The organism is Endozoicomonas sp. NE40 (genome assembly GCF_040549045.1).
GTDB lineage: Bacteria > Pseudomonadota > Gammaproteobacteria > Pseudomonadales > Endozoicomonadaceae > Endozoicomonas_A > Endozoicomonas_A lisbonensis.
Genome location: NZ_JBEWTB010000002.1, coordinates 4,400,068 through 4,417,459 on the forward strand (window position 1 = coordinate 4,400,068; position 17,392 = coordinate 4,417,459).

The window sequence follows — 17,392 nt, forward strand, 5'->3', positions numbered from 1 at the left end:
CGCCTTCCGTCGCAGGGGTACTTAATGATTGAATGATATATGATGACCGCTGTATAAATTCAACAAAACACTATTGAGGGCGTTATGACCAAGCGAGTTGCCCTGGTTCTGGGTAGTGGTGGTGCCAGAGGTATTGCCCATGTCGGTGTTATTCGTGAGTTGCTCAGTCGTGGTTATGAGATTACGGCGGTTTCCGGCGCTTCAATGGGGGCGCTGATTGGCGGTGTCTGGGCCGCTGGCAAACTGGACGAATACTGCGAATGGGCAGAGAAGCTGGATTATCTCGATATGGTCCGGCTGCTGGATGTTTCCCTGCTGGATCCTGGGGTTATAAAAGGCGACAAGCTGTTTGACCGCATCCGGCAAATTGTTGGCGATTGTCGTATAGAGCAGCTGCCGGTCCCTTATACGGCAGTAGCCGCCAGTCTGACGGCCCGGAAGGAAGTCTGGTTTCAGCGTGGCGACCTGATCACTGCAATTCGGGCTTCCTGCGCCATTCCCTCATTGTTTAAACCGGTAAAAATGCATGGTCAGTTGCTGGTGGATGGTGCAGTGTTAAACCCTCTGCCTCTTGCACCAGCGGGCGCAGCCCTGGCCGATCTGGTCATTGCAGTGAATGTCCTGGGTGAGCCTGAACCTGACTTTGATCAACAGGAAAGCCCTGAAGAGGAAGGTTCCCTGTTTACCGGCTTACTGAATCGCTGGGTTCCCAAACAGAAAAATGAAAAGAAACGACTGGAAAAATCCATGGGGCTGCTGGATGTCAGTAACCAGTCCATGGAGCTTATGCAGCAGTCACTGACCCGCTATAAAATGGCTGGTTATGTACCGGATATTCTGGTGACAGTCCCTAAAAATATCTGTCAGTTCTATGAGTTTCATCGCTTTACCGAAGTCGCTGCCACGGGACGGGAAAGGGCCATCAGGGCTCTGGATGAGTGGGAAGCAAACAAAGGTATCCAGCTTCTGCTTGAAGCGGAAGCAGAAGCTGAATAGAGACAAATGACTATTTTTTTCTGATAAGCACCAGAACGGATCCTGTCCCACCTTCAGAAGGTGGGGCTGAACAGAATGCCAGTACATCGGGAATCTGTCTGAGCCAGTGGTTTACATGGCTCTTCAGTGTGTTCTGTCGATCTGTGCTGCGATGAGACTTGCCGTGAATGATACGGACGCAGGCGTAGCCCTGGGTTTTACTGAAGTACAGGAACTCTGAGATCAGCTCCCTGGCTTCTTCAATTTTATAGCCATGAAGATCCAGCTGATAGCGAACGGGGATCATTCCCTGCCGTAACTGACGCAGGCGGGTGTGTTGCAGTCCGGGGCGGGAAAAGTCGATTCGCTGTTCCGGGTCAACCGGTTCGACCCAGGCTTCTGACAGGGCCGCACCACCTCCGCTTTCAGTCCGCTGTGCTGCCGTACGGCGGGTATTCAATGTGCTTTCCGGAATGTCAGCAGAAGGTCTGCGCTGCTGGTCGTGGCGCTTTTTACTCTTGATTGGCTGTACGCCCTGCATCGCCTGTTCGAACAGGCGCTGTGGGTCTTCATCGTTGTCGTGATCGGACATGGGAACAAATAGGCCGTTAGCAGTTTGATCTGGATCAGGGAATTGTACCTTGATCTGTGCCGTTTTTTACAGACAGGAACACTTTTATCCGTCAGGTATGGGTCGTGTTTCTCATGCCTTTAATCGCGCCTTGCCTCTCTGGATGCAGTGAAAACACTGCCGTCAAATGTTGCTTTATGCTATCTTGGCGCATCTTGCCTTGAGATGGGAGGTTTGGCTTTGCAATGCTATGCAGAGCCCTGGTGTTTTACCTCCCGTAGGAGACTTTGTGACTCAATCCATAGCGCCCCATAGTGGACACACAGACAGTGGACACACTAGCGGGAAAAATAGCGGAAACAACAGCGAAAACAGTGGCGGACAGGTTGATAGCCTGTCTTACGATGGCCTGGCCAGTATCCGGGATTTTATTCGCTGGGCTGCCAGCCGTTTTAATGAAGCAGAACTGTTTTTCGGGCATGGTAGCGACAACGCCCTGGATGAAGCCATGCACCTGGTGATGCAAGTGCTGCAGCTGCCCTGGGACCTGCCTGAATCTTATATGGATTGTCGTTTGACGCCGGAAGAACAGCTGTCTGTGGCAGAACTGGTCAGACGTCGTATCCGGGAACGAAGGCCGCTGGCCTATCTGCTGAACCGGGCATGGTTCTGTGGTCAGCCTTATTATGTGGATGAGCGGGTTCTGGTTCCCCGTTCTCCGATCGCAGAATTGATTAACCAGTATTTTCAGCCCTGGCTGGGCGACGTTTCAGTGAATCGTGTCCTCGATCTGTGTTCAGGCTCTGGCTGCATAGGTATTGCCATGGCGCACCAGTGGCCGGAGGCATCGGTGGATTTGCTGGATATTTCCGATGATGCACTGGATGTGGCGCATATCAATATTGACCAGCATGAACTCTGGGGGCGGGTACAGGCCGTTAAGTCTGATCTGTTCGAGACCATTGATGCCAGCCCTGAACGTCCACGCTATGAGCTGATTGTCAGCAACCCACCCTATGTGGATGCGGAGGATATGGCGGACTTCCCTGAAGAGTTTGGTCACGAACCGGAGCTGGGACTGGCAGCCGGTAATGATGGCCTGGATATGGCCCGTATTATTCTGGCCAGGGCGGCAGACTTTCTGGCTGAGGATGGTTTGCTGGTGCTGGAAGTGGGCAACAGTCAGTGGGCGTTGCAGGAAGTCTATCCTGAGGTGTCATTTGTATGGCCGGAATTTGCCGAAGGTGGTCATGGTGTTCTGGTGCTGACGGCTGAACAATGTCGTGAACATCAGGATATTTTTAAAAGCCGTATGACGGCTTGAGCCTAAAACAAGTTTATTAAAAACAAGATAAGGGTTGCCCTCTCTGTGGCAGCCTGACGGGAGTTACGATGGCGGGGAACAGCATAGGTCAACTGTTCAGAGTGACCACTTTTGGTGAGTCTCATGGTATTGCGCTGGGCTGCATTGTGGATGGTTGTCCTCCCGGGCTGCCATTGACGGAAGAAGATATTCAGAAAGATCTGGATCTGCGTAAACCCGGTACCTCTAAATACACGACGCAACGCCGTGAACCGGATCAGGTAAAAATTCTTTCCGGTGTCTTTGAAGGTAAAACAACAGGAACACCGATTGGCTTGCTGATCGAAAATGTTGATCAGCGCTCCAAAGATTATTCCAACATTATGGATCGCTTCCGGCCTGGTCACGCTGACTACACCTATGCCCACAAATACGGTTTCCGTGACTACCGTGGTGGTGGTCGTTCATCGGCTCGTGAAACCGCTATGCGTGTGGCGGCCGGGGCGATTGCCCGCAAGTTTCTGGCGACACAGGGCATAGAAATTAAAGGCTACCTGTCACAACTGGGGCCGATTAAAATCGAACAGTTTGACTGGGAACAGGTGCGACAGAACCCGTTCTTCTGTCCGGACGCCGGTAAGGTGGCAGAGATGGAACAGCTGATTGATGACCTCCGTCGTGAAGGGAACTCCATTGGTGCGCGTGTGTCTGTGATGGCCAGCGGTATTCAGCCGGGTCTGGGCGAGCCGGTGTTTGATCGTCTGGATGCCGACCTTGCACACTCGTTGCTGAGCATTAATGCGGTGAAAGGGGTTGAGATGGGTGATGGCTTTGCCTGTGTCGAGCAGAAAGGTACAGAACACCGCGATGAAATTACCCCCGAAGGTTTTCTGTCAAACCATGCTGGTGGTGTGCTTGGGGGAATCAGCTCCGGTCAGGACCTGATTGCACACATTGCCTTAAAACCCACTTCCAGCATGACCACGCCGGGACGTTCTGTAAACCTTGACGGTGAGCCTGTGGAGGTGGTCACCAAGGGTCGTCACGACCCGTGTGTGGGGATTCGGGCTGTACCCATTGCCGAGGCAATGATGGCGATCACGGTCATGGATCACTTTATGCGACACAGGGCGCAGAATGCAGAGGTTGTCAGTCATGCGCCGTTGATTGCACCTTCTGTCAGCGGTTAAAAAATAAAGCCCGCATTACGCGGGCTTTATTTTGAAAATCACTGACCAAACGTCGAGATGTCTTCAGCATCCCAGGCGTAATTGATCCAGTAATCCTTGATATCCCTGCCAATGAAGAAGTGTTTCAGTTTTTCCGGCAGCTGGCCTTTCTTTTCCTTCAGCTTGTTATGAACGACGAACGCAGAGAACTCTGTCTCCGGGTAGTGCTCAATCAGTTCGTTCAGGGTGAAGTCCAGCGTTGTACGCTGATCGTCAACTTCATCAATCACCAGCACTTTCTTACCGTCCAGGTTCACCTCACCTTCCAGCCATTGCAGCTTGATCGGTGTATCCGCTGGCGCAGTGCCAATTTCGTCGCTGTAACGGGACAGAGCGATGGTCAGGATCGGGCGGGTGATAAAAGTGCGCATGATGCGGGCAGGAATCAGACCGCCACCGCCAATGGCCAGCAGGTAGTCTGGCTGGTAACCGGCTTCGTTGATGGCGTGGGATGCGTCCTTGATGGTGCTGTGGATATCTTCGTAAGTGAAGTTGTACTTCTTCACAGTGGTCATATTGTTTGCCTGTTGCCTAACAAAAATATAAAGGCGCGGAGAATAGGGGACGATGCATTTGTGTTCAAGTAGCGATTACCGCTATTTCACAAATCATAGGGACGAGAACGCAAAAAAGGCTCTGCACACGTGTGCAGAGCCTTAAAAGCTGGTTGATAACACAATCAGTGACTGGTTGCAGGTTTCCCGTACATGGCATCAATTTCCTTCTGGAAACGTTCCATAATAATCTTTCTGCGCAGCTTCAGGGTTGGGGTGATCTCGCCCAGTTCAATGGAGAACTCACGGGGTAGCAGGGTAAACTTTTTGACCTGCTCGAAACGGGCCAGTTCGTCCTGGATGCTGTCGAGACGTTCCTGAAACAGTTTCTGGATGTCGGTGTTACGAATCAGATCCATCTTGTTTTCGTATTTCAGGTTCATCTCTCTGGCGTATTCTTCCAGAGCTTCAAACGCCGGAACAATCAGGGCAGAGACATAGTTCTTGGCGTCTGCAATGATTGCAATCTGTTCAATGAAACGATCCTTGCCCAAAGTGCCTTCAATATACTGAGGCGCAATGTACTTGCCGTTGGACGTTTTCATCAGTTCCTTGATGCGGTCGGTGATTCGCAGCTGCCCCTGTTCGTCAATCAGGCCGGCATCGCCGGTTTTCAGCCAGCCATCGGCATCGAAGGTTTTTGCGGTTTCTTCCGGTTTCTTGTAGTAACCGCGCATAACGGTTCCGCCTTTCACCAGAATTTCACCGCCATCGCCAATTTTTACCTGTACGCCCGGCAGTGGGTTGCCACAGCTGCCAAACTGGAAACCGGTGTCCCGGTAACAGGTGATGGTGGCGACAGTTTCTGTCATGCCGTAACCGATTTTGACGTTGATGCCCATGGCATGGAAGAACTTGCAGATTTCGTCGTCCAGTCGTGCGCCGCCACAGGGCATAAAGCGGATACGGCCGCCCAGCCCCTGTTTGATCTTACTGAAGACCAGTTTGTCTGCCAGCTTCTCCAGATTTTTCAGATAACCCGGAACCGGTTTGCCCTGTCGACGGTATTCCATCGCTTTGTAACCGATGCTGCCGGCCAGTTTGAAGATCTGCTTCTTGACGGCTGAACCCTGACTGACTTTAGTATGAACGCCGGTATAGATTTTTTCGAACAGACGTGGAACAGAACACATAACGGTGGGTTTTACCGCCTGCAGCATGCTGGCTACTTCTGCCTGATCACGCATGTAGTTGTTGACCACACCACGACACAGCGCATAGTTAGACCAGCCGCGTTCAAAGATATGGCTCAGTGGCAGGAAGGCCAGAGAGGAGTCGGTGTGGTCAACGTGGATCAGTTTGTCGTGGGCATCGAAAGATGCTGCCATGTTGGAGTAGTCCAGCATGACACCCTTGGGTTTGCCGGTCGTGCCGGAGGTGTAGATCAGGGTGAACAGGTCGTCCATGCAGCGATTGTCGATACGGGCTTTCAGGTCGGTACGTTCTGTTCGGGCAGATGCCAGGAAATCCTTGAAGTACTGCGCGCTGTCACAGCCTTTCAGGTCGACGCCTTCATCAAAAACAATGATGGTTTTCAGATGGCTGGCTTTGCCCAGCAGTTCCAGAGCGCCGTCGAACTGTGGTTGTTCGCCTACAAACAGGATCTCCACTTCGGATTCATCAATGATGTATAACACCTGGTCAGGGGTGCTGGTCGGGTACAGTGGGACACTGACACCGCGTACCTGCATGCAGGCAAAGTCAGTAATGGTCCATTCCGGCATATTACGTGACCAAAGACCAATATTGCCCTGTACTGGCAGTCCTGCACTCAACAGTGCCAGACTGGTCTGGTCAACGGATTCAAGGAACTGACCCCACTGGGTTTCATGCCAGCGACCATCACGGGCGTAGCGCAGGGCTGTGTTATCAGGATGTTGCTCCGCACGTTGACGAAACTGGCTGACCAGGTGGGTAGGGTGAATATTGTTCATCGGTTCGCTTGAGGGACTCAGTCTGCAGCGTATTTTCACGGCGATTCAAAGCGAATGAAAATACAACATCAATAGTAAGAATTCGGCAAGGATACTACAGGACAGCATCAGAATCCCGCATGATTTAGGTCATTTTTTGAGGTAAGGCCCTGTAACATTTGTAACAGGATGTTCTTTGCTATAAAAATGCGCTTTCATCACCGGGGGGTGATGAAAGTTGCAGAGAGGACGATGCATTTATGAATGAGATGACAAATGCACAACTGATGCTGACTTATGCCCGCAATTTTTTTAAAGGGTCTTTAAAGACAGATAATAAAGTCTTCTCCATGAATTATGGGCTGGCCTCTCCAGAGAGAAAACAAAAACGTCTTGATGATGCCAAAAAAGCCTCTGCGGCATTAAGAAGGTCAAGGCTATATAACAATATTGACGCGTTATCGCTTTTATGCTCCGCCCCTCTGGAGGAGAAGGCGGGTAACTGTAATGAGTACACCTGCGTTTCTCTCCAGTTAGGTATGGCTATGGAGTTTCCAAATATATGGTTGGCAGTTCATGACTGTCATGTGTTTCTGGTGCTGGCCAATGAGTCCGAACTGAAAAGTGAGTTGGCATTGAAAGAGTTCAATCAGTACAGGAACGATGATTTATGGGTGTGCGACCCATGGTTTAATATTCATTGCAGGCTGGATATGTACGGGCCAATGGCAATAGTGCAGTCAAGTCGCTGGTCGATCGCGGGTAAGGAGATATGCAGTGACTATTTTCAGGAACCTGCGAACCAATGGTACCTGAGGCTGTTCGCGGGCAAAATAAGGTTCCTGAGAATGACGGACAGCGCTGGGGTAGCGACCCGGGATTGTAACGACTTTTTGACTGTGTGGGATTGACCTGAACGTCACCCTTTCCAGAACTGGGGCGTGAACAATACCAGCACCGTGATAACTTCCAGTCTGCCCATCAGCATACCCAGACTGAGCAACCACTTGGCAGAGTCGGGGAGAGAGGCGAAATTTCCCGCCGGTCCGATGATATCTCCGAGTCCGGGACCAACATTAGCAACAGCCGTGGCGGCACCACTGATGCTGGTCATCAGGTCCAGCCCCAGCAGACTTAGCAGCAGGGTTAGCAGGCTCACCAGCAGACCGAAGAAAAAGCTGAATGCGATCAGGGAACGCAAAATATCACTGCCGATCTGCTGCCCGTTGTAATTTTGCACGAAGCAGGCTCTCGGGTGTGCCAGCTGTTTAAGCTGGATCATCAGTAATTTTGCCCCTATTTCAAAGCGGAAAATCTTTATCCCCCCGGCGGTGGAGCCGGAACAGCCACCGACAAAGGTCAGGAAAAAGAAAGCGGTAGCGGCAAAACCTCCCCACAGGGTGTAATCGGTCAGGGCATAGCCGGTGGTTGTTACGACAGATGTTGTATTAAAGGCGACCAGTGTCAGAGCTTCCCAGAAGCTGTAACTGGAGTGCGTAAAGAGCCAGATGCTGAGTCCGCCCCAGACGATCAGAAGAAACTGGACATAGGTAATGACCTGAGTGTCACGGGTCAGGGCTTTGTGATCGCCTTTTAAGAACTTCACAAACTGCACAAAGGGTAATCCACCCAGTAACATAAAGAGAGTGGCAGTCCAGTGAATAAAGGGATTAGAAAACTGTGCCATGGAATTGTCTGAGGTTGAGTAACCACCGGTGGACAGGGTGGTCATGGCATGATTAATGGCTTCGAAACCGGTCATGCCTCCTAGAAAAAACAGGTAAGCACAGCACACCGTTAAACCCAGATAGATGCAGACAATGCGTTTGGCAATACTGCCGGAGCGGGGCATGACTTTTTCTGACCAGTCAGACGACTCGCTCTGGAACAGACGCATGCCCCCGACTTTCAGAAAGGGCAGTACGGCTACGGCGATGACGATAAAACCTATCCCGCCCAGCCATTGCAGCAGTGAGCGCCACAACAGTACGCCTTTGTTCATGGAGTCGAGCCCCGACAGAACGGTGGAGCCGGTTGTGGTAATGGCTGACATGGTTTCAAAGTAGGCATCGGTGTAACTGATATCCAGCTGTATCCAGAGTGGCAGAGCCGCAAAGCCACTGAGCGTCACCCAGGTAAGGTTGGTCAGCAGAAATATTTGCCGGGATTTAAGGCTGAATTCTTTTGTTCGACAGCAGACGAATAAGATCAGCCCCGAGAGCAGGGTGATGGCTGCAGACCATGTAAAGGCAAGCTTGCCCGGGTCATGAATAAGGAAGTCGTACAGTGCAGGCACCAGCATAAGCAGCGACAGCACTGCCAGAAACAGACCAATTACATAGAGAACGGGGCGAATGTTCATTATCGGGCATCAGGTAAGGGAAGTCTGTGCATAAAGATAGTGCGCAGACTTTGGGGATTTTAGAGGGTAAACGTCTGTGGGTAATCTTAGAGGAAAAAACAGGATGTGGCTTATGGATTGAATGCATTGGGTAATGCATTCAATCCATGTTGGCAGGCGATTTACTTCAGACGAATGAGGGTACGGCCAGTCACCTGCCCACGGGTGATGGCTTCAGCCTGTTCAGCGACCTGCTCCAGGGCAATCTCAGAGCAGGCAGCTTCGTAGTAAGATTCAGGCAGCAGTTCAGCCAGACGCTTCCAGGCTTCGGTTCGTCTGGCCAGTGGACACATCACCGAATCGACGCCCAGCAGTTTTACGCCACGCAGAATGAACGGCATGACCGTGGTTGGCAGGTCAAAACCGCCAGCCAGACCGCAGGCTGCAACCGCGCCTTCGTAATTAACCTGAGACAGTACCTTAGCCAGCACCGAACTGCCTACCGTATCGACGGCACCTGCCCAGTACTGACGATCCAGTGGGCGAACCTTGTCAGTAAATTCGGAGCGGGCTATAACGCGCTTGGCCCCCAGTGCTTCCAGCATTGGTGTGTTTTCCGGACGACCGGAAACAGCAGCCACGTCATAACCCAGTTTTGCCAGCAGGTTAACGGCAACACTGCCAACGCCACCGCTGGCGCCTGTCACCAGAACCTCACCTTTTTCCGGGGTGATGCCTGCCGCTTCCAGATCCATTACACACAGCATGGCGGTTAAACCTGCTGTACCAATCATCATGGCTTTACGCTCATCCAGACCTTCAGGCAGCTTAACCAGCTGGCTGGCTTTGACACGAGCCTTTTCTGCCATGCCGCCCCAGTGGTTTTCACCAACGCCCCAGCCGGTTAATACGACTTTGTCACCTTCGCTGAAGTCGCTGCTGGACGATTCAATTACTGTACCGGCAAAGTCAATCCCCGGCACCATTGGGAAGTCACGGATAATCTTGCCCTTGCCGGTAATAGCGAGTCCGTCTTTGTAGTTCAGGGATGAGTAATCGACTGCTACCAGAACGTTACCTTCTGGTAAGGCGGATTCATCCAGTTGCTGGATGGAAGACAATGTTTGCTTGTCCTGTTGTTCAAGAACGAGTGCTTTGAACATGCGACAGACTCCATGTGTATAAATTGCGCAATGACTATAATCTGGTCGCTGCGCTAATGGTAGAGGGATCTGTAAAAATTTGAAAAAAAATGTTGAATGTGCTGATAAAAATATTCATTTATGTTGCGCTACCTGATAGTACGCCCCAGCTCAGGATTCCTGGACCTTATCAAGAGAGAAATGCCGTGACAGAGGTTCGGATAAGGTAAAGGCTCATAAGTTTACCGGGCTCTGAGAATGAGGCTAGATTCAATAAGAAGAGTATTTGATTTATAAGGAGATAATGATGATCCAGCCCGGTACCGGCTCTCCTGCTGTTCGGCAGGAGTTTGCAGAAGATGTCGCAGAGCTTCAGGAACTGTCGAAATGGGTTTCAGAGAGCCCGGAAGCCAGTCTGAGACTTGAAGACGGCCATTTCAAGACGGGTGAGGTGGGTAAATGGCGGGGGCGCGCGCTCAGCGTAGCAGCGTTTTTTATGCCGTTTTTAAGAAACTATGTGGATGAAGCACTGCACAGATATAGCCATGAGACCGAAGCTCAGCAACAGGCGGCGGTGAGGCATCTGAACAATATGGTGCTGAACTCCGACAATAAACCCACAGCACTGACGGAGCGCACCGTCAGCGTTGCAAGAGCCGTGCAGTTTATTAAAGATAATCAGTCAAATCGTTCCACCGCGCCCAAAAGCAGCTGGGTTGTACCACCAACAATAGCGGGCGACTGGCGTGCAAGCCCTGAAGATAATCCGGATCTGGTGACGCTTCAGGATAATCTGGAGCTTGAGTATCGGGTTTATACCAGTGACTCGGATACACAGAAAAAGCTGGAAACTGAACAGCTGGCTGCTGAGCAGCAGCAGAAAAAGTCGGCTGAGGACTTTGACAAGCTTCTGAAGAAACAGAGTTCAGGTGAGACAATAAAGAAATTTGAGGACAGGCGATTGCTGGATTTTAAAGCCATGTCAGACAGTCTTATCAGTGATCAGACGTCCATCAACGAGTTGTATCAACAGCAGGAAGGCAGTGTTTCTCTGGATCAATATCGGCATGTCGAACTCAGGGAGGATGACGCCGATCCGGTCACACTTTATGACCGTTCTTCTGATTTCCATACTGAGGCTGAAACTGACTCTGGCGTAGGCCATTGTACGGGTAGGCGTAAAAGCATGGACGATGCAGTGCTTTGCACCCGGTTCACTGTGGAGACTCAGTCAGGAGAGGTTGAAATCAAACTGACCGGCGTATTTGATGGTCATGGTGATGGAGGAGATATTGCATCCGAGTTTGCCAAAAACAATATAATACACCACCTGAAAAAACGACTTGAAGCCGGAAACCCTGAATCTCTGGATGATGTGCAGATAATGAATGCGCTGAAGCTGGCATTTGTGGACACAGGCAACAGCTTTACTCCACCTGAAGGTAAACCTAAATGCGGTACAACGGGAAATGTTGTTTTACAGATAGGTGATGATCTCTGGATAGCCAATCTTGGAGATTCCAGGGCGTTTTTGCTTGATCCTGACGGTAAAGTAGTACAGCTGAGTGAAGACGCTAAACCAACGGATGAGCGCTATAAAAAAGCCATAGAGAAACGTGGTGGAGAGATTGACTATAAAGGGCGGGTGAGTGGCGCAGCGGTTGCCCGTGATATGGGGGGGCATTTTGCCTACGGTGCCATGAGCGGAAGACCTAAGGTCATTAAACGCACCTTGCCTGCAGAGAGCAGGGAAGGGTTCAGGCTGGTGCAGGGCTGTGACGGGCTTTTTGATGTAGCCAACAGTGATGTGGTTGGTGGGTTTGTGCATCAGTCTGCCAAACGGCAAGCCAGTAATGCCGGGATAGCTGGTCAGCTCGCGGAACTGGCTTATAAAGCGGAGTCTATGGATAATGTGTCGGTAGTGGTGACTTCCCTCTAAGTGTTATCCAGCAGCTCAAGAAAAGCTCTGGCTGCATTCGACAGGGTTCTGTGTTCGTGTCGGATGTAGCCTAACTCCCGGACCGGTGGCTGAAAGTCGGTGTGCAGTTCTGCCAGGTCGTCTCCCAGCATGGATTTTGGCAATATACTCCAGGCAATGCCAATAGCGGTCAGCATGCGAATGGTTTCCAGATAATTCGATGACATGGCAGTTTGCAGAGCCAGCCCCTGCTGATCGAACAGGCTCTGTACCAGTCGGTAGGTAAACGTGCTGGTACCCGGCAATACAGCCTGATACTGGCAGAGTGCCCCGGGCGATACCTGTTCTTTTATCTGTGCCAGCGGGTGTTCCCGGCAGGCCATAAACACCAGCGGGTCATTCCAGAGCTTGCGGGAAAGGACGTTTTCCGGATTTCCCGGTGCCAGAGTAATAATTCCCAGCTCCACCTCTCCCCTGTGCAACAGTTCATAAGCGGCTTCTGAATCCACAAACTTAATATCCAGTGTCACATCCGGGTAGGTTCTGGCAAAGGTCTTCAGGATATCCGGCAAACGCCGTAAGCCGATGTGATGGCTGGTGGCTAAACTGAGAGGTCCTTTGATCTGGGTCTTCAGGTTATTTATCTGTTGTCGTGTATCCTTCATCAGTTCAAGCATCTGACGGGCTTTGGGTAATAAGGTTCGACCCGCTTCATTCAGATGGGTGCGGCGACTGGCAGTATTTTTTCTGTCGAACTTCTTTCTGTCAAACAGGGGCGTACCCAGCTGTTGTTCGAGGCTGGCTATGCGTTTGCTGACCGCTGGCTGGGTCAGGTGCAACTGTTCTGCGGCAAGGGAAAAGGACCCGCATTCCGCAACAGTCAGGAAAGCAGTAAGGCTGGGGATGTCCATAAAGGTTATGGTGTCTCGCTGAACTCTGATTATTCCTGATTGTTATTAATAACATAAAAAAGATGAATTTGAGTAATTAACGTTCTGGCTCTAGGATGAGCCCATAGAATGATAAGCAGTATTTACGAGGGGAACAACAATGTCAGGCAAAACCCTGTACGACAAACTGTGGGACAGCCATCTCGTCAAACAGCGGGAAGACGGTTCCGCCCTGATTTACATCGACCGCCATCTGCTCCATGAGGTGACTTCGCCACAGGCCTTTGAAGGACTGCGTCTGGCAGAGCGTCAGCCATGGCGAACCGGTGCCAACCTTGCAACGCCTGATCATAACGTTCCCACCACAGTGGTGGAGCGTCAAAGTGGTATTGATGGCATAGCTGACCCGATTTCCAGAATTCAGGTGAAAACACTCGATGAGAACTGTGTTGATTTTGGTATCACACAGTTCGATATGCAGGATCGCCGTCAGGGTATCGTCCATGTGATTGGCCCGGAGCAGGGGGCTACGTTGCCGGGCATGACAGTTGTCTGTGGTGACTCCCATACCTCGACCCATGGCGCTTTTGGTGCGCTGGCACACGGTATAGGTACGTCTGAGGTTGAACATGTGCTGGCGACCCAGTGCCTGGTGACCAAGAAAATGAAAAACATGCTGGTGCGGGTTGATGGTGAGCTGGGTGTTGGTGTTACCGCTAAAGATGTGGTGCTGGCAATTATTGGTAAAATTGGCACCGCCGGTGGCACAGGGTATGCCATTGAATTTGGCGGTGCAGCGATTCAGGCCTTGAGCATGGAAGGCCGTATGACCGTCTGCAATATGGCAATTGAAGCGGGTGCCCGGGCCGGTATGGTGGCCGTGGATGATATCACTCTTGAATACGTCAAAGGTCGTCCGTTTGCACCAGCGGGTGAGCAGTGGGAGCAGGCCGTTTCGGTATGGTCTGACCTGCACTCCGATGCGGACGCGGTGTTTGATCAGGTCGTGGTTCTGAACGGTGAGGCGATTAAACCTCAGGTCACCTGGGGAACGTCTCCGGAGATGGTTCTGCCCGTTGATGCCTGTGTACCCGAAGCTGACGAGGCTGAAGGCTATGCCCGCGCACTGAAGTATATGGGGCTGGCCAGTGGTATGAAAATTAGTGATATTCCGGTTGATCGTGTATTTATTGGTTCCTGCACTAACTCCCGGATTGAAGACCTGCGTGAGGCGGCTGCTGTCGTAAAAGGTCGTAAAGTGGCAGACACGGTGAAAGAGGCGCTGGTGGTACCCGGCTCAGGTCTGGTTAAAGAACAGGCTGAACAGGAAGGTTTGCATACCGTCTTTACAGAAGCCGGGCTTCAGTGGCGTGAACCGGGCTGCTCCATGTGTCTGGCTATGAATGCCGACAAGCTGGGTGCCGGTGAGCACTGTGCCTCGACCTCAAACCGCAACTTTGAAGGTCGTCAGGGGTTTGGTGGCAGAACGCATCTGGTCAGTCCGGCTATGGCTGCTGCCGCTGCGGTGACGGGGCATTTCACTGATGTCCGTGAATTGATGGAACAATAATCGAACAATAATGGAGCAAGGTGTTTAAACGATGAAAGCATTTACTGTTCATCAGGGTATTGCAGCACCGCTGGATCGTGCCAATGTCGATACCGATATGATTATTCCCAAACAGTTCCTCAAGTCCATCAAGCGTACCGGCTTTGGCCCCAACCTGTTTGATGAGTTGCGTTATCTGGATGAAGGTCAGCCCGGTCAGGATTGCAGTCGGCGCCCTTTAAATGAAACCTTTATGCTGAATCAGTCGCGTTATCAGGAAACCTCTGTATTACTGGCTCGCCAGAATTTTGGCTGTGGCTCCAGTCGTGAACATGCGCCCTGGGCATTGGATGATTTTGGTATTCGCAGCGTGATTGCCCCCAGCTTTGCCGAGATTTTTTATAACAACTGTTTCAAGAATGGCCTGCTGCCCATCACTCTGTCAGAAGAGCAGGTAGATCAGTTGTTCAGCCTGGTGGAAAACAACGAAGGTTACCAGCTGACCATTGACCTTGAACGAAAGGTGGTTGTACTGGCAGATGGGCAGGAAATGCCGTTTACTGTGGATGATTTCCGTCGCGACTGTCTGTTGCGGGGGCTGGACGACATTGGTTTGACGTTACAGGAAAGCGATGCCATTAAGGCATTTGAACAAAAGCATAATGATGCGCAGCCCTGGTTGTTTAATTAAGGACTGTTTGATTAAGAACTGTTTAGTTAAAGAAGTTGCCTGGAGAGAAGAATAATGAGTCGCCAGATTTTGTGTCTGCCCGGAGATGGTATTGGCCCGGAGATTGTGACGGAAGCACTGAAGGTACTGGACACCGTCAAAGAACGTTTCAGTCTGGATATTGAGGTTAGTCACGCTCTGGTGGGGGGAGCTGCCATTGATGCGGAAGGTACGCCTCTGCCCGCTGAAACCCTGAAACTGGCAAAGCAGTCCGATGCCATTCTGTTTGGTGCCGTGGGTGGCCCGAAGTGGGATGACCAGCCTATGACCAACCGCCCGGAGAAGGGTTTGCTGGGTCTGCGTTCAGAGCTGGACCTGTTCGCCAACCTGCGTCCCGCCATTCTGTTTCCACAACTGGCAGAAGCTTCCAGCCTGAAAGCCGGGCTGGTGGCGGGGCTGGACATTCTGATTGTCCGCGAACTGACCGGCGGTATTTATTTTGGCGAGCCCCGTGGTGTCCGCACTCTGGAAAACGGTGAGCGGGAAGGATATAACACCTACGTTTATCGTGAGTCCGAGATCAAACGTATTGCCAAGGTAGCGTTTGAAGCGGCGCAGAAGCGTAATGGACAACTCTGTTCGGTTGATAAGTCTAATGTTCTGGAAGTGACTGCACTCTGGCGTGAGCTGGTGTCTGGCATGGCCGATGATTACAGAGATGTTGAACTGAGCCATATGTATGTGGATAACGCCACCATGCAGCTGGTGCGCAAGCCAAAACAGTTTGACGTGATCGTAACGGGCAATATGTTTGGCGATATCCTCAGCGACTGCGCTGCCATGTTAACAGGTTCTATTGGTATGCTGCCGTCAGCGTCCCTGAATGAAAAGACTCAGGGCATGTATGAACCGGTACACGGCTCCGCGCCCGATATAGCCGGGCAGGGCAAGGCGAATCCGCTGGCGCAGATACTGTCTCTGGCGATGCTGTTGCGTTATTCTCTGGGCGAAATGGCGGCTGCAGATGCCATTGAACAGGCCGTTGGTGATGTGCTGGATCAGGGATTGCGTACAGGGGATATTGCGTCTGAAGGCTGTCGTCTGGTCAGTACTGCACAAATGGGTGATGCGGTCGTAAACTGTTTGCAGTGAAATTAAGTATTAGTGATTCATGACAGTGGTTCATGATGATTCATGGAGGGTAGTATGAAAAAGGTAGGACTTGTCGGCTGGCGAGGCATGGTAGGCTCTGTTCTGATGGAGCGTATGCGGGAAGAGAATGATTTTGCCAGCATTGACCCGGTGTTTTTCACCACCTCACAACACGGACAACCCGGCCCGGATATTGGTAAGCCGGTTCAGCCTTTGCAGGACGCCTTTTCCATCGACGCATTGCGGGAGATGGATATTATTATTTCCTGTCAGGGTGGTGACTACACCAGTAAAGTGTTTCAACCTTTGCGTGACAGTGGCTGGGACGGCTACTGGATTGATGCCGCGTCTTCACTGCGGATGAATGACGACAGTGTTATTGTTCTGGACCCGGTTAACCGTCATGTGGTTGATCAGGCTCTGGAGTCTGGCGTGAAAAACTATATTGGTGGCAACTGCACCGTCAGTCTGATGTTAATGGCTGTGGGTGGACTGTTCCGTGAAGGGCTGGTGCGCTGGGTCAGTGCCATGACGTATCAGGCCGCCAGTGGAGCCGGGGCGCGTAATATGCGTGAGCTGATCAACCAGATGGGCTGCATCCGCGACAATGTTGCCGGTGAACTGGCTGATCCTTCCAGTGCCATTCTGGATATTGACCGAAAAACCTCGGATCTGCTGCGCAGCAGTGATCTGCCTCAGAGTGAGTTTGGTGTACCGCTGGCGGGAAGCCTGATTCCTTATATTGATAAGCAGCTGGACAATGGTCAGAGTCGGGAAGAGTGGAAGGCGCAGTCGGAAACCAACAAAATTCTGGGTTTATACAACGGTGGCATTATTCCCATTGATGGCGTGTGTGTCCGTATCGGTGCCATGCGCTGTCACAGTCAGGCGCTGACCCTGAAACTGAACCGGGATATTCCGATGTCGGATATTGAAAGCATTATTGCTGAATCAAACGACTGGGTATCGGTTGTACCCAATGACCGTGAAGCAACCCTACAACAGCTGACACCTGCAGCGGTGACAGGCAAGCTGGACATTCCGGCAGGGCGTTTGCGCAAGCTGAATATGGGTAATGAGTACCTGTCAGCCTTTACGGTGGGTGACCAGCTGTTGTGGGGGGCTGCCGAGCCTCTGCGGCGGATGCTGAATATTCTTGTGTGAGTACCCCCCCCCATTCAGAGG

Annotated in this window: 15 protein-coding genes; 9 read left to right on the forward strand and 6 right to left on the reverse strand. The window is 51.6% G+C overall.

The annotated features are described in order from the left end of the window. Window positions 1-84: 84 nt before the first annotated feature. Window positions 85-996: a patatin-like phospholipase family protein gene (locus V5J35_RS20945; protein ID WP_354009001.1), complete on the forward strand. Its 912-nt coding sequence runs from the start codon at window positions 85-87 to the stop codon at window positions 994-996. A gap of 10 nt (window positions 997-1,006) precedes the next feature. Here the strand turns inward: V5J35_RS20945 and V5J35_RS20950 are convergent, their stop codons facing one another. Next, window positions 1,007-1,567 carry a Smr/MutS family protein gene (locus tag V5J35_RS20950; RefSeq protein ID WP_354009002.1) on the reverse strand — a complete coding sequence of 187 codons (561 nt, stop codon included), beginning with the start codon at window positions 1,565-1,567 and terminating at the stop codon, window positions 1,007-1,009. 268 nt (window positions 1,568-1,835) lie between these two features. Here V5J35_RS20950 and prmB point away from each other — a divergent pair, with 268 nt between their 5' ends. After that, the gene (gene prmB / locus V5J35_RS20955; RefSeq protein WP_354009003.1) at window positions 1,836-2,870 is read left to right on the forward strand and encodes a 50S ribosomal protein L3 N(5)-glutamine methyltransferase; all 1,035 of its coding nucleotides are present in this window, start codon (window positions 1,836-1,838) and stop codon (window positions 2,868-2,870) included. 68 nt (window positions 2,871-2,938) lie between these two features. Then, window positions 2,939-4,039 (forward strand): chorismate synthase, encoded by a 1,101-nt coding sequence (gene aroC / locus V5J35_RS20960; protein WP_354009004.1) that lies wholly within the window; start codon window positions 2,939-2,941, stop codon window positions 4,037-4,039. A gap of 38 nt (window positions 4,040-4,077) precedes the next feature. Here aroC and V5J35_RS20965 read toward each other — a convergent pair whose 3' ends face one another. Next, window positions 4,078-4,593, reverse strand: coding sequence for a phosphoribosyltransferase (locus V5J35_RS20965; RefSeq protein ID WP_354009005.1), 516 nt, complete (start codon window positions 4,591-4,593; stop codon window positions 4,078-4,080). A gap of 164 nt (window positions 4,594-4,757) precedes the next feature. Continuing rightward, window positions 4,758-6,566, reverse strand: coding sequence for an AMP-dependent synthetase/ligase (locus V5J35_RS20970; RefSeq protein ID WP_354009006.1), 1,809 nt, complete (start codon window positions 6,564-6,566; stop codon window positions 4,758-4,760). A 239-nt stretch (window positions 6,567-6,805) separates the two neighbouring features. Here V5J35_RS20970 and V5J35_RS20975 point away from each other — a divergent pair, with 239 nt between their 5' ends. Continuing rightward, window positions 6,806-7,456 carry a hypothetical protein gene (locus tag V5J35_RS20975; protein WP_354009007.1) on the forward strand — a complete coding sequence of 217 codons (651 nt, stop codon included), beginning with the start codon at window positions 6,806-6,808 and terminating at the stop codon, window positions 7,454-7,456. Window positions 7,457-7,464: 8 nt separating this feature from the next. Here the strand turns inward: V5J35_RS20975 and V5J35_RS20980 are convergent, their stop codons facing one another. Beyond that, complete coding sequence (locus V5J35_RS20980; RefSeq protein ID WP_354009008.1) at window positions 7,465-8,907, reverse strand: TrkH family potassium uptake protein; 1,443 nt, start codon at window positions 8,905-8,907, stop codon at window positions 7,465-7,467. A gap of 161 nt (window positions 8,908-9,068) precedes the next feature. Continuing rightward, window positions 9,069-10,049, reverse strand: a complete 981-nt coding sequence (gene acuI / locus V5J35_RS20985; RefSeq protein WP_354009009.1) for an acrylyl-CoA reductase (NADPH) — start codon at window positions 10,047-10,049, stop codon at window positions 9,069-9,071. 283 nt (window positions 10,050-10,332) lie between these two features. Between acuI and V5J35_RS20990 the strand changes: the two genes are divergently transcribed. Next, complete coding sequence (locus V5J35_RS20990) at window positions 10,333-11,967, forward strand: PP2C family serine/threonine-protein phosphatase (RefSeq protein ID WP_354009010.1); 1,635 nt, start codon at window positions 10,333-10,335, stop codon at window positions 11,965-11,967. Here the strand turns inward: V5J35_RS20990 and V5J35_RS20995 are convergent. Continuing rightward, window positions 11,964-12,857 (reverse strand): LysR family transcriptional regulator, encoded by an 894-nt coding sequence (locus V5J35_RS20995; RefSeq protein WP_354009011.1) that lies wholly within the window; start codon window positions 12,855-12,857, stop codon window positions 11,964-11,966. The genes V5J35_RS20990 and V5J35_RS20995 overlap by 4 nt on opposite strands. Before the next feature lie 139 nt (window positions 12,858-12,996). Between V5J35_RS20995 and leuC the strand changes: the two genes are divergently transcribed. The 4 genes from leuC to asd are packed head-to-tail and all read left to right on the forward strand — an operon-like array spanning window position 12,997 to window position 17,371. Then, entirely contained in the window at window positions 12,997-14,406 is a 1,410-nt protein-coding gene (gene leuC / locus V5J35_RS21000) for a 3-isopropylmalate dehydratase large subunit (protein ID WP_354009012.1), read from the forward strand. A gap of 31 nt (window positions 14,407-14,437) precedes the next feature. Beyond that, a complete protein-coding gene (gene leuD, locus V5J35_RS21005) occupies window positions 14,438-15,076 on the forward strand; it encodes a 3-isopropylmalate dehydratase small subunit (RefSeq protein WP_354009013.1) in 639 nt (212 codons plus the stop codon). Between the two features lie 54 nt (window positions 15,077-15,130). Next, window positions 15,131-16,207, forward strand: a complete 1,077-nt coding sequence (leuB, locus tag V5J35_RS21010; protein ID WP_354009014.1) for a 3-isopropylmalate dehydrogenase — start codon at window positions 15,131-15,133, stop codon at window positions 16,205-16,207. A 54-nt stretch (window positions 16,208-16,261) separates the two neighbouring features. Continuing rightward, complete coding sequence (asd, locus tag V5J35_RS21015) at window positions 16,262-17,371, forward strand: aspartate-semialdehyde dehydrogenase (RefSeq protein WP_354009015.1); 1,110 nt, start codon at window positions 16,262-16,264, stop codon at window positions 17,369-17,371. Window positions 17,372-17,392: the final 21 nt, after the last annotated feature.